Below are 12,360 nucleotides of genomic sequence, written 5' to 3'. Positions count from 1 at the left end.
TTATTCCCTGATTTGTCCAGTACCGTACACGCGATATTTGGTTGAAGTCAAGGCAGGCAATCCCATTGGGCCGCGGGCGTGTAATTTTTGTGTGCTGATTCCGATCTCGGCACCAAATCCAAACTCGAAGCCATCCGTGAAGCGGGTGGAGGCATTGTGGTACACGGCTGCCGCGTCTACTTCTTGCAGAAAACGCTCGGCATGAGCTTTGTCCTCGGTGACAATACACTCAGAATGCATCGTACCGTAACGGGCAATGTGCTCCAGTACTTCGTCCAGATTGTCCACGACCTTGACGTTCATAATGTAATCATTATACTCGGTACCATAGTCCTCTTCTGTGGCAGGAACAGCCCAAGGAGCCAATTCTCGTGTGCGTGCACAGCCGCGTAGCTCAACCCCCGCATCACGAAAGCGTTCTGCCAATCCTGTGAAGTGTGCTTTTGCATAATCCGAGTGTACGAGTAGTGTTTCCATCGAGTTACACACGGACGGTCTTTGCACCTTGGCATTCAGTGTAATCGCTTCGGCCATTGCTGCATCCGCTGTAGCGTCCAAAAAGGTATGGCATACGCCAGCTCCGGTTTCAATGACAGGTACGGTAGCGTTCTGGACAACATTTTGAATGAGCGAACGCCCGCCGCGTGGAATAATTACATCCAGCAAGCCGTTCAAGGTGAGCATTTCGTTGACCGAGGCACGGTCTGAATCTTCAATAAGTTGAAGCGCCTCGCGTGGCACAGCTGTTGCGTCTAGTGCCTGCTGGAGTACTTCGATGATCTTGCGGTTGGAGAAGAGGGCGGCTGAACCACCGCGTAGCACAACTGGATTGCCTGTTTTCAAGCACAGGCCCGCGGCATCCACGGTTACATTTGGACGCGCTTCATATATGATGCCGATGACACCCAGCGGCACACGTATCTTCTCAATTCGCAGACCGTTTGGACGTTCAATTTGCTCAAGGGTGTCGCCGACCGGGTCAGGTAGTGCCACAATTTGGCGTAATCCTTCGGCAATAGCCCCGATTCGGTCCTCGGTCAGCGTGAGGCGGTCGAGCAGCGATTCCGATGTTCCGAGTTCCCGTCCATGTTTCAGGTCATTATGGTTTGCTGCAATCAGCTCTTCAGTATGGTTTACTAGAGCTTCAGCCATAGCAAGCAATGCTTCGTTTTTCTGCGCTGTAGTCAGGCGGTTCATGACCCCAGCACTTTTTTTGGCAAGATTCGCTTTGGTTCGTACTTCGCTAAACTGATTCTCCTCGGTTGTAGCTGTGTTTGTCGTTAAATCACTCATGTTACGGCCTCCCTACATACATAATGTAATCCATTCATCCCTGTGAATCACCTCAAGCCGGTGAATGGGACCAATTTTGCCCACAACCTCACCGCTCGGTAATCCTTGTACCATTCGAAGCTGTTCATCGTCATAATTGACGATGCCGCGTCCTAACACTTTATTTTCCGGTCCAAGCACCTCAACGACATCTCCGGCATGAAAGCTGCCCTCGACACGTCGTACGCCAACCGGAAGTAGACTGTGTCCTCCGTGAACCAGCGCTTCCTCGGCCCCTTCGTCTACATGCACCGCACCCAGAGGGGTGGACATAAATCCAAGCCATTGTTTTTTCATCGGAAGTGAAGAGAGGTGAGTGTCAAAATATGTTCCCGGTCCGTGTCCTTCGACGGCTGCGTCTAGATCGCCATTCGCGCTTACACGTCCCACATATACAGGCACACCGCCGCGTGTAGCGACTTTGGCAGCTTCGATCTTGGATCGCATGCCGCCAGTACCTACAGACGATCCGGAACCTCCAGCTAATGCATAAATCTCCTCTGTAATTTCTTCAATACGTTCAAAACGTACGGCATTCGGATGCTTGCGCGGATCTGCTGTATATACGCCATCGGTGTCCGTAATGATAATCAGATGCTGAGCTTTGACCAGATTTGCAACCAGCGCGGACAGCATATCGTTATCGCCGAATTTCAATTCGTCAATCGATACCGTGTCATTTTCGTTAAAGATCGGGATAACCTGCTGGCGCAGCAATTCTTCTACGGTCATTCCGGCATTGTTCATCCGTTTGCGGCTCAAAAAGTCACTACGGGTCAGTAGAACTTGCGCGATCACTAGGTCAAAATCTTTAAAAGCCTGCTCATAGGCCTGCATGAGAAGAGCTTGCCCAACAGCCGCTGCCGCCTGCTTTTCATGTAGCAGCCTAGGGCGAAACGGGTACCCAATCTCTCTGAATCCGGCGGCTACTGCGCCTGATGTAACCAGCAGCACTTCATGACCTTTTGCACGAAGCAAGCTGATTTCCCGGGCAAAATAAGCGATGGCTTCCCGATTCAAGCCACCTTCCACTCCAGTTAGAGAGCTGCTTCCGATTTTAATGACGATACGTGTTGACAAGACGTCCACTTCCTTAATTTTACTCTTTTTAATGCAAAAAAACTTCCATCCTTTGTATGCAAAGGACGAAAGTTTGTGCTTCCGCGGTACCACCTTCATTGATGATTCATGATCATCCCACTTGAAACCTGTTAACGGCAGGGGCCGCCTGATTGCGCAGGGCGCTCGGGGATAGGAGTTGGGAGAGAGTCCAGGTAAATTCTTGCAGCCTATCGGAATTTACTCTCTGAACAGGACCGGGTCTCTCTTAATAGTCCCTTCAACGCGCTAAATGATATTGGATACAGAATACCACGAAAAGACCAGGTTTGGCAAAGAAGTTGTAGCTGGAAAATAAGGCTTAACCAAACAGGTTTAGCTTGCCAATTCGATCAGCCGCCTCGGTCAGTCGAGCTTCTGAGCTCAGCAGCCCCGCTCGCACATATCCTTCGCCGCCACTCCCGAAGCCGATCCCTGGAGCGACAGCCACCTTGGCTTCCCGCAACAACAGATCGGCAAAAGAAGTGGAAATATAGCCCTGCGGCACAGGCAACCAGCTGAAAAAGGAGCCGCTTGGACGCGTCGCCTTCCAGCCGATTCGCCCAAGTGCATCATAAAAAGCGTTACGGCGCGATTCATAGCGGGCTACCAGCTCGCCTACGCAGTTCTGCGAGGCTGTCAAGGCTGTCGCCGCTGCTGCCTGAATGCCGCCAAACAAGCTTACATAAATATGATCCTGGAGCAGATTAATCATCGAGATGATTGCGGCATTACCGAGCGCGAAACCAACACGCCAGCCTGCCATATTATATGTTTTGGACAAGGTATAGAACTCAATCCCGACGTCCTTAGCACCCTCAGCCTGTAGGAAGCTTACCGGACGTTCGCCATCAAATCCAATAGCGCCATAGGCAAAATCACTGGCAACCACAATGCCGTTACGTTGCGCGAATTCAACCGTATCCTCGTAAAAGGAAAGTGGAGCAGTAGCCGAGGTTGGATTATTCGGATAGTTAAGGAACATTAACTTGGCTCGGCGGCGATCTTCCTCGGAAATGGTTTCATAATCGGGTAGAAAACGGTTCTCTTCCTTTAATGGGAGAAAGGACATTGTCGCTTTAGCCAAGGCTACGCCAGACCAGTAGTCCGGATAACCGGGATCAGGGACGAGACACACATCACCGGGATTGAGTAGGACTTGTGGCAGCTGAACCAAACCCGTTTTTCCGCCAAACAGGATGGCGACCTCGGTTTCAGGGTTGAGCGTTACACCGTAATCCTCCTGATAGCGCTGGGCAACGGCTTCCTTGAGAAAGCTGTAACCGCGAAATGGCGAATATTTATGATACAGCGGGTTATCCGCTGATTCCTGCAAAGCTTTTACAATATGAGAAGGAGTGGGGGTGTCCGGGTTCCCCTGTCCGAGATTAATGACATCATGCCCCGCCGCGATTTCACGGTTTACATTTTGTACAAGTGTGGCAAAAAATTGAGTGGGTAACTGTTTCATGACGTCAGCGGAAGGAACAGAAAAATGAGTCATCAATTCACACGACCTTTTGGAATAGTTTAAGAAATAATCTATCACGATTTTACCGAGTTGTATAGGGGGAATTAAGCTTGCATGGTTGCGTAATCCAGACTGATCGGGCTATGATGGGAGAAAATACCGGACAATGGGTACGGGAAGCTCCGGCTCACAAGGAGGATGAAGGATTTTGACGTATCAGGAAGCTCAGCCGTTCAGTGTTGCACTCATACAAGCTCACATAGAGATAGGAAATCCCCCGGAAAACCGCAGTCATATCCGAGCTTTAATGGAACAAGCGATGAAAGCCGAACTGAAGCCGGATCTGATTGTCCTGCCAGAAATGTGGAACACAGGCTATGCCTTGGATCGCATTCATGAGCTGGCGGACAAGGAAGGAACGGAGACTCGGGCATGGATAGCAGCATTCGCTGCCACCCATCAAGTGAACGTAGTAGCTGGGTCGATCGCAGAGACAAAAAGCGACGGTCATGTGTATAATACGATGCTTGTTTTTGAACGAACAGGCAGAGAGGTTGCTTCGTATTCCAAAATTCATCTATTCCGACTTATGGATGAAGAAAAATATTTGCAGCCTGGCGAAGAAAAGGTTTTATTTGCACTGGATGGCGGGATTCAGGCAGGTGCGTCGATCTGCTATGATATCCGTTTTCCTGAACTAGCCCGCAGTTTGGCCCTGTCGGGCGCAAATTTGCTGATCGTACCCGCGGAATGGCCTCATCCCCGGCTTCATCACTGGCGCACCTTGCTGACCGCACGTGCTATAGAAAATCAAATGTATGTCATTGCTTGTAACCGGGTAGGTCGCAGCGGAGATACTGATTTCTTCGGACATTCGCTTATTATTGATCCATGGGGAGAAATCATTGCTGAGGGCGGAGAGCAGGAGGAGATTCTCACAGGAACAATTGAGTCTGCCTTGGTGCAAGACGTGCGTGGTCGTATTCCGGTGTTTGAAGATCGGCGTCCCTCACTGTATGACCGATAATCAGTGTAGAAAGGAATACTCATGCTTAAGGAACGCATTGAATTTTTGTGTAAAAAGAAAAACTTGTCCCGTAAAGAGCTGGTAGACGGGCTGGTGACACCTGCACATTTTGCGAATATATTGGCTGACCGTTACCCGTTGGCAGAGGATTTGGCCGAGCAAATTGCTGGGCGTTTGGGTGTAAACCCATCCTACCTGTTGCGTGCAGCGGCAGAGGATGAGGAGACGCTGGCTACAGCGGATAAGATTTTCACAGAGCTGTCCAAGTTGGCTAATCCTGCTACGGAAAGCTATGTGGATCAGCTGGAGGATCGCAACGATTCGCTTGTGGTGGAAATGACGACTTATTTGATGAAGGCCGTTTATTACCAGCAGTTAAATGACCCAACGGCCTATGAATATTTACATCAAACCTATTTGAATTTTTATTTGGAGAAGTTTGGTCGTTCGGATGAGGTGGAGCTGCCCGCACCGCTAAAAAAAGCAATATTATTTTATAAAATCCAGTATTTCCGCTCTAAAAATCATTATTATGATGTGCTGAATAATGTTACGCAGCTAACCCGCCTGGTGGAAGAGGGGACGGAAAACTGGCTCAATGCGCAAAACATTATGATGGAGGCCTGCATTCAGGTTAAGCAATTTGATCAGGCGAAGCAGGTATTCGAGCAGACGATGAGAAAGGTGTATGATGATCGGCTTTTTCACCGTTTGACGGGCCTGTATGTGGCTTACAGCGGATATTGTTTTGCCATGGGTTCTGTGCAGGAAGCACTGTTAACGCTGTCTATGGCTGAGGCGAATTTGGTCTATTTGGAAAATGCGGCAGATATGCTCACGACCATCCTGAACAACCGGATTATTATGCTGACATCGATTGGAGAGCTGGACAAGGCATTGGAGGAAGTAGGGCGTTTTGAAGCGCTGGTGAGTCGGGAGCGGGAGGAAATGCAGCAGATGATGATGCCCGTTACACTGATATATCGTTGTGAGATTGCGTTTGTGCGGAAAAATTGGGGGCTTCTCTCACAGCATTTGGATCAACTGCTTAAAACAAATCTGACAACAGATCAGCAAATGGGGCTTGATTTTTATGAAAGCCAGCTTGCTCTTGCGCAAGGGAATCAGGACGCCTTTTGGATGCATGCCTTGCAATGCTTGCCTTATTTTGAAGCTCTCCAACATCCAGCGCGGCTTGAACAGTTATATGAAACGCTGGCTGTTGTGTCCGAGGACAGTCGTCGTTATAAAGAATCATCGGCGTATTATCGCAAACTGGTCTATCTTTTACGAAAAAAATAGCCTAAATTCACTCGTTTTTCACAAAACTATCGGATGGATCGTTCGAAAGAATGCTCGGAAGTGTGCAAAATTTTGTGCAAATCGTGCCAAAGTTCAAAAATAAACCGACAAAATACAGGTTAAAGCTCCTGTTTTTTCGGTTTTTTTTGTATGCGCCAAAACGTATTGTGATGCCATATATCCTCTTTTATACTGAATTTATAGGGAACGACAATACCAATACGAGGTGCAACCACATGATGAATTTCTTCGGTAAAAAGAAAAAACAGCAGGATGCGATAGAACAAGCAGATCAATCAAAGCTTAAACTTAGCAAAACAAGCTCAAACGGCGGCTAACGGTGGTTTGGCGATGGCAGCGACTGCGGTTGTTATTTCGGTAACAGATACCGGAAAGCTCGTGAATTTTGATCCGATTGTGGTGCTTGTGCTGAATGTGACAGAATCAAACGGCAACCGATATCAAAAAACACTGGAAACGCTCGTGTCGAAGCTGCAAATTCCGCGGCCTGGAGATACGGTGGGTCTGGGAAGCAACCCGATAAATCCATCGGAGCTGATCTATATGGGTCTAGTGACAGCGTAAAATAAATGAGGCGTTTCACCCTATCTTGCTGACATATATTTTAAACAGATGATTGAAAAGGGGTTTTGGAGGATGAAAGGATTTTTGAGTATGATCGGGGTACTTTTGGTGTTTGGTGTAGGCTTCTCACCATTCTTGGCTAACTACTTATGGGATGATCCATTTTTGATTATGGATGCTCCGTGGTTTAGACCGTTAATTTACACAGGCTTTGCGCTTATATTTCTACCTGGTATTTTAGGTGCGTTTTTTGGAGGGGGTAAAGTCAAGAAGGGTGTTCCTGGAGTAGGGATCATTACAAGTGTTCAGCAAACAGGGACTTATGTAAACAATCAGCCGCAGGTAAAACTTGGGTTGACCGTAACCAAACATGGAGAAGACAAATATGATACTGCTTTGACGACGATTATTCCTTTAACTTCCATGGCTCAATTTCAGCCAGGCTCGATCATTCCACTCGTAATATCGGAGAAAGACAAAAAGAAAGTAGGACTTGACCTGAAAGGGCAGGTGTCGCAGACGGATTTGCAAGCGTTAATGAATGAGCAAATGGTTAAGCAGGGCGTATCGCCCGAGCTGATGGAAATTGCCAAAACCGGTGAGCAGGCATATGCAAAGGTGCTGGATGTTACACCCATGGGTGAAGCGGGACCCCATAAAATTAAGCTTCAATTTACGCTGAGTGTTACGAAAAGCAACGGCGATACCTTTAATGTAACCACGCAAAAGGATGTTTTTTCTTCCCAACTATCCAAGCTGCAGCAAGGAAGCATTATAGAGGTCATTTATTCACCTCAAGATCCTTCGAAATTGGTCTTTAAAACACAAGTGAGCGAAGCCGAGGTACAGCAAGCATTTGGTTCTTCTCGATCATAAAATTTTTTTATGACACCTGTTTCAGATACAGCCCATAGGTGTATTATAATAGTATCCCGACACCAGGAGGTTGATAACGATGGATAACCAAAGTAGATCCGAACTGGCGAATAGGGATGGCCTGTCACGGCCGAGAGGCTTAAATAGACAGGTTGTCGGAAACAATTATGAAATGGGCTATGATCAGGATAAAAGTCCACCAGATTTAGGGAGACCCTGATCAAAAAAGGCGAGGACAGGCACTTTGGGATCACACAGCACATTGGAACTGAGGTAGGAGATTCTTGGGAGACCAAGGCTAGAGACCTTAAGGAAAGAAGTGATGCGGGATGGATAAAGTGGAGTTTCCGAGCAAACGTAAAGTAATCAGGCGAGGCTGACATGAAATTCAAATGAACATGAAATGTGGTTCGTTGAAGACAGATGGAAGCAACATCGCAACAGTGTAATCGAACCCGTAAAGTAAATGAAGTATTGAAAGTATAGGGGTGAAGCCCCGGGACCGCCTTCTTCTCTGGCTTTGGCTAGGGAGGAAGACGGTCCTTTTCACATTCGAAGCTACTTTTGAGAAAGTTGCTCGACCGTTTCTCGGAAGGTATCAATAAAGGCTTCGGCAGCTTTGGACAAATAACGTCCGTTTCGGTAAGCAATAGCCAGGGTACGGCTGGGGGTAGGTTCGGCGAGTGGCAATAATGCTGGAACAAACTCGCTGCTGGCGGCGCGGGCGATAAAACGGGGAACGAGTGTCACTCCCATACCTGTCGCTACGAGCGATTGGAGCGTCTCCATATTAGTGCTTTCAAACACCACATTGGGTTCAAAGCCCGCCTGATGACACAGATCCATCGTCAGCTTGCGAAAGCCTTGCCCTTTTTTCAGGACGACAAAAGGCTCGTCTTTCAGTTCTTCCATATGCACTGGTTGCGGCTGGTCACCGTTTTTGCGCAGGGCTAGGGGGTGACCCGGAGGAACAGCAAGATCAATCCACTCTTCACCGATGGGCACATAGGAAAGTGTAGGTTCAACTAATGGAAGAGATAGCAGGCTGAGATCTGTATCCCCACTGGCCGTTTTTTTCTCCAGATTCATGGATGAATCCTCGACTAACACGATTTCAATGTCCGGATGAGCTTTCTTGAATACAGGCAGCACATGCGGCAGCAAATGAGAACCTGTGATGGGCATACTGCCAACCACAACCTTCCCTTTTCGCAACTGAGAAATATCGTCCATTTCCTGCCGAAGTTGCTCGACTGCATCAACTATTTTTTTTGCCTTTTCTACAAAACTTGCTCCTGCATGTGTTAATTCCACCGTGCTGGTGTTGCGTTGAAATAAAAGTACCCCAAGTTCTTTTTCTAGTTTGGACAATTGTTGGCTCAAAGAGGGCTGAGCAATATGCAGTTTTTCTGCTGCGCGTGAGAAATTTTTTTCCGCTGCTATTTGCAGGGTGTACTGAAGCTGTCTGAATTCCATCGAATTTTGCGCTCCTTATCTTATAAGCTTTACCTATTACATCATAGACTGATTATACAATAATAAAATGAAATGCCCAATCCTAACGAATCTCATGTGTCACAAGTTTTATATAGATGAAGCTTTTTTTCGTAAATAGAGTCTTTTAATGCAGATAACCAATTCTCTTAACATTCTCCTGATAAAACGTGATTAATCTTAGTTCTGGTTGTACAAAAAAGGTCTGGGAGGAAAATGAATGCTAAAATGTTGGGGGATACATACGAAAAAATCGGTGGCCGCACTCGTGGCGACTATGATGCTAGCAGTAAGCGGTGGGACGGCGATGGCAGTCGAAAAGGACACATCGATTAAAAACGTAATTATTTTGATACCAGACGGTATGGCTAATGACGCTACTGCACTGGCTAGATGGTACAAAGGATCTTCCTTAACGTTAGACAGCATGGCAAGCGGCATGGTGCGTACGCATTCTGCGGATGCTCCAATTGCCGATTCTGCTCCAGCGGGTACTGCTTTTGCCACAGGACATAAATCACATACTGGGTATGTAGGTGTCCTTCCTGATGAAGCAACAATGCCTGGACAACAACCCATTGCAGCGGGTGACGCCAAAAAGCCTGTAGCTTCCATTCTCGAGGCTTCCAAGCTGGCAGGGAAATCGACCGGAATTATTGCGACTTCGGAGATTATGCATGCGACACCAGCTGATTTTACCTCACATTATCCTGATCGTAAAAATTATGATGCACTCAGTATGCAGCAAGCCTACAACGGGGTTGACGTAGTGTTAGGTGGGGGCGGCAAGTTTTTGGAGGCAGCAGGGCGTAAAGATGGCCAAGATTTGGTAGCCCAAATTAAAGACCAGGGTTATGACTTTGTCACAACACCTGAAGGGTTGAAAAATTCGACCTCCAGCAAGCTCTGGGGCAGCTTTGCTCCCGAAGCCCTTGCGTATAACCTGGATCGCGATGCATCCAAGGAACCTAGTTTGGCAGAAATGACATCGAAAGCAATTGATGTGTTGTCCAAAAACGACAAAGGCTTCTTCTTAATGGTAGAAGGCAGTAAAGTGGATTGGGCCGCACATGCAAATGATCCAACCGGAATTATTAGTGATGTGCTTTCGTTTGACGATGCGGTGAAAGTTGCTGTGGATTACGCCAAACAAAACCAAAATACTGTCGTCGTAGCAGTGACAGACCACGGAAACGGTGGATTGACGATTGGTAGCAGCGATACAACTAGCAATTATGACAAAACGCCTTTAGCTTCTTTTATAGACCCGCTGAAAAAAGCGAAGCTGACGGGTGAAGGCTTGGAAGCCAAGCTGAATGTAGATCGCAGCAATATTAAAGAAGTGCTTTCCACGTATTTTGGCATCACCGATTTGACAGACGAAGAAGTGAAAACCATTAAAGATGCCAAAGAAGGCAGCATGAACTATGCTGTCGGACCGATCATTAGCAAACGTGCGAATATTGGCTGGACTACAGGCGGACATACAGGAGGCGATGTCGTGTTGTACACGTATGCGCCGAACGGAGACCGTCCATCGGGTGTAATCGACAATACAGATGTCAATAAATATATGACACGTGTACTCGGACTGGATTTGGATGCGGTCAGCAAGCAGCTGTTTGTTCCTGCAAAAGCCGCTTTTGAAGCCAAAGGAGCCAAGTTTACTGCGGATACGAAAGTCATTACAGTAACCAAAGGCAGTAACAAGCTGGAACTTCCGGTATACAAAAATATTGCTATGCTGAATGGTAAAAGTACCGCGCTTAACGGTGTAGTTGTATTTAACGGCATTGATTATTTTGTACCTCAGCAGGCGATTGATTTGATTCAATAATAAGCAGAACCATCGACAAAAGCTGTTTCTTCCATTAGTGGAAGAGACAGCTTTTTTGTGTGTTGAGCTAAATGTGTATTTTTTGAGGCGGAAGTAGAAGAAGGTTTTTATAAAATGGGATTTTTTGTGAAACTAGTCACGTTACATCTTCCTCGATATTGCTAGAATAATACATGTACGGTACAAGCCGCTGATGATGTGAAGTCCGGATGGACGAGGGAAGAAGGGATGAGTCACGGACGAATTATTACTGCGTCTGGCTGACGGCAAGGAATGGACGCATACGGAAATGATGGAGTTGCTGACACGTTTGGATGATGAGCCTACGCTGCGGGCTCAACTGAGACACCTGGCAGCTCGCACCAAATTGGAGCGCTATGGCAAAGGTGTTTTTTTACGGGGATTAATTGAATTCTCCAGTATATGTCGTCAGGACTGCATGTACTGTGGGCTGCGTGCTTCGAATAAACAGGCAGATCGTTACCGTTTGCAGCCGGAAGAAATTCTGGCCTGTTGTGCGGAGGGGTATGAACTCGGTTATCGGACCTTTGTACTGCAAAGTGGGGAAGATTACTGGTTTACAACAGCCCGGCTGACGAAATTGATTCGAGAAATTAAAAGCCGTTTCGCGGATGTGGCAGTCACACTGTCCATCGGCGAACGGGATGATGAAACTTATGAGCAATTATACGAGGCGGGCGCGGACCGTTTTTTGCTGCGGCATGAGACAGCTTCCCCCCGTTTGTACGCCAAGTTGCATCCAACGATGACGATGGAAAGCAGGCGTAGCCGTCTGCTGGCTTTGCAACGAATCGGCTTTCAGATCGGGGCCGGATGTATGGTGGGGTTACCAGGACAAACAAATAGTGAATTAGCAGACGATTTGGTCTATCTGCATAGCCTGTCACCAGATATGATCGGGATTGGCCCCTTTTTACCGCATAGCAACACGCCGCTTCGGGATGCCAGTCAGGGGAGCATGGAAAAGGCTCTCGATATTATTTCGTTATCCCGATTGGTTGTTCCAGATGCACTTATTCCAGCGTCCACGGCAATGGGAACGATTCATCCCCAAGGCAGGGAGAAGGCGCTTCAGGCAGGGGCAAATGTGGTGATGCCCAATTTGTCGCCACTGGCGGTGAGGCCTAAGTATGCGATTTATGAGAATAAAATATGTTTGGGAGATGAGTCTGCCCAATGTCGTCATTGCCTAGAGCTGCGGATTCGTGGAGCGGGTTTTGAAGTCGATATGGGGCGCGGTGATAGTTTGAGGGTGCAACGACAACTTATGAGACAGGAAACTTTGTGAGGCTATGACGGAAACATTGCAGTAACCAT

10 protein-coding genes and 1 pseudogene are annotated in these 12,360 nt (G+C 47.5%); 7 read left to right on the top strand and 4 right to left on the bottom strand.

What is annotated here, in order from left to right; genetic code table 11:
* The 3 genes from NSQ68_RS14590 to NSQ68_RS14580 form a co-directional block, all read right to left on the bottom strand.
* Entirely contained in the window at positions 1-1,293 is a 1,293-nt protein-coding gene (locus tag NSQ68_RS14590) for a glutamate-5-semialdehyde dehydrogenase (protein ID WP_342426363.1), read from the bottom strand.
* Positions 1,294-1,305: 12 nt separating this feature from the next.
* A complete protein-coding gene (proB, locus tag NSQ68_RS14585) occupies positions 1,306-2,511 on the bottom strand; it encodes a glutamate 5-kinase (protein ID WP_342426362.1) in 1,206 nt (401 codons plus the stop codon).
* A gap of 241 nt (positions 2,512-2,752) precedes the next feature.
* The gene (locus tag NSQ68_RS14580) at positions 2,753-3,934 is read right to left on the bottom strand and encodes a pyridoxal phosphate-dependent aminotransferase (protein WP_342426361.1); all 1,182 of its coding nucleotides are present in this window, start codon (positions 3,932-3,934) and stop codon (positions 2,753-2,755) included.
* 175 nt (positions 3,935-4,109) lie between these two features.
* On the opposite strand from NSQ68_RS14580, the gene NSQ68_RS14575 reads away from it, so the two are divergent.
* The 5 genes and pseudogenes from NSQ68_RS14575 to NSQ68_RS14555 all read left to right on the top strand — a co-directional run bounded on the left by NSQ68_RS14575 (position 4,110) and on the right by NSQ68_RS14555 (position 7,911).
* Positions 4,110-4,928 (top strand): carbon-nitrogen family hydrolase, encoded by an 819-nt coding sequence (locus tag NSQ68_RS14575; RefSeq protein WP_342426360.1) that lies wholly within the window; start codon positions 4,110-4,112, stop codon positions 4,926-4,928.
* A gap of 21 nt (positions 4,929-4,949) precedes the next feature.
* Entirely contained in the window at positions 4,950-6,230 is a 1,281-nt protein-coding gene (locus NSQ68_RS14570; RefSeq protein WP_342426359.1) for a helix-turn-helix transcriptional regulator, read from the top strand.
* Positions 6,231-6,466: 236 nt separating this feature from the next.
* Positions 6,467-6,815: pseudogene (locus NSQ68_RS14565) on the top strand (hypothetical protein).
* 72 nt (positions 6,816-6,887) lie between these two features.
* On the top strand, positions 6,888-7,691 hold the full coding sequence (locus NSQ68_RS14560; RefSeq protein ID WP_342426358.1) for a hypothetical protein: 804 nt from the start codon (positions 6,888-6,890) through the stop codon (positions 7,689-7,691).
* A 79-nt stretch (positions 7,692-7,770) separates the two neighbouring features.
* On the top strand, positions 7,771-7,911 hold the full coding sequence (locus tag NSQ68_RS14555; RefSeq protein ID WP_023989112.1) for a hypothetical protein: 141 nt from the start codon (positions 7,771-7,773) through the stop codon (positions 7,909-7,911).
* Between the two features lie 338 nt (positions 7,912-8,249).
* On the opposite strand, the gene NSQ68_RS14550 is transcribed toward NSQ68_RS14555, so the two are convergent.
* On the bottom strand, positions 8,250-9,167 hold the full coding sequence (locus tag NSQ68_RS14550; RefSeq protein WP_307345997.1) for a LysR family transcriptional regulator: 918 nt from the start codon (positions 9,165-9,167) through the stop codon (positions 8,250-8,252).
* 238 nt (positions 9,168-9,405) lie between these two features.
* Here NSQ68_RS14550 and NSQ68_RS14545 point away from each other — a divergent pair, with 238 nt between their 5' ends.
* Both NSQ68_RS14545 and hydE read left to right on the top strand, forming a co-directional pair.
* A complete protein-coding gene (locus NSQ68_RS14545; RefSeq protein WP_342426357.1) occupies positions 9,406-11,022 on the top strand; it encodes an alkaline phosphatase in 1,617 nt (538 codons plus the stop codon).
* Positions 11,023-11,278: 256 nt separating this feature from the next.
* Complete coding sequence (gene hydE / locus NSQ68_RS14540; protein ID WP_342429121.1) at positions 11,279-12,331, top strand: [FeFe] hydrogenase H-cluster radical SAM maturase HydE; 1,053 nt, start codon at positions 11,279-11,281, stop codon at positions 12,329-12,331.
* Positions 12,332-12,360: the final 29 nt, after the last annotated feature.

Source organism: Paenibacillus sp. FSL L8-0158 (assembly GCF_038592965.1).
Lineage (GTDB): Bacteria > Bacillota > Bacilli > Paenibacillales > Paenibacillaceae > Paenibacillus > Paenibacillus polymyxa_D.
This window is presented reverse-complemented; position numbering and strand designations above follow the sequence as displayed.

Coding starts and splice junctions, on each gene's coding strand:
- NSQ68_RS14590 (WP_342426363.1), bottom strand. CDS start 1,293: ATGAGTGATTTAACGACAAACACAGCTACAACCGAGGAGAATCAGTTT.
- proB (WP_342426362.1), bottom strand. CDS start 2,511: ATGAAGGTGGTACCGCGGAAGCACAAACTTTCGTCCTTTGCATACAAA.
- NSQ68_RS14580 (WP_342426361.1), bottom strand. CDS start 3,934: ATGACTCATTTTTCTGTTCCTTCCGCTGACGTCATGAAACAGTTACCC.
- NSQ68_RS14570 (WP_342426359.1), top strand. CDS start 4,950: ATGCTTAAGGAACGCATTGAATTTTTGTGTAAAAAGAAAAACTTGTCC.
- NSQ68_RS14560 (WP_342426358.1), top strand. CDS start 6,888: ATGAAAGGATTTTTGAGTATGATCGGGGTACTTTTGGTGTTTGGTGTA.
- NSQ68_RS14555 (WP_023989112.1), top strand. CDS start 7,771: ATGGATAACCAAAGTAGATCCGAACTGGCGAATAGGGATGGCCTGTCA.
- NSQ68_RS14550 (WP_307345997.1), bottom strand. CDS start 9,167: ATGGAATTCAGACAGCTTCAGTACACCCTGCAAATAGCAGCGGAAAAA.
- NSQ68_RS14545 (WP_342426357.1), top strand. CDS start 9,406: ATGCTAAAATGTTGGGGGATACATACGAAAAAATCGGTGGCCGCACTC.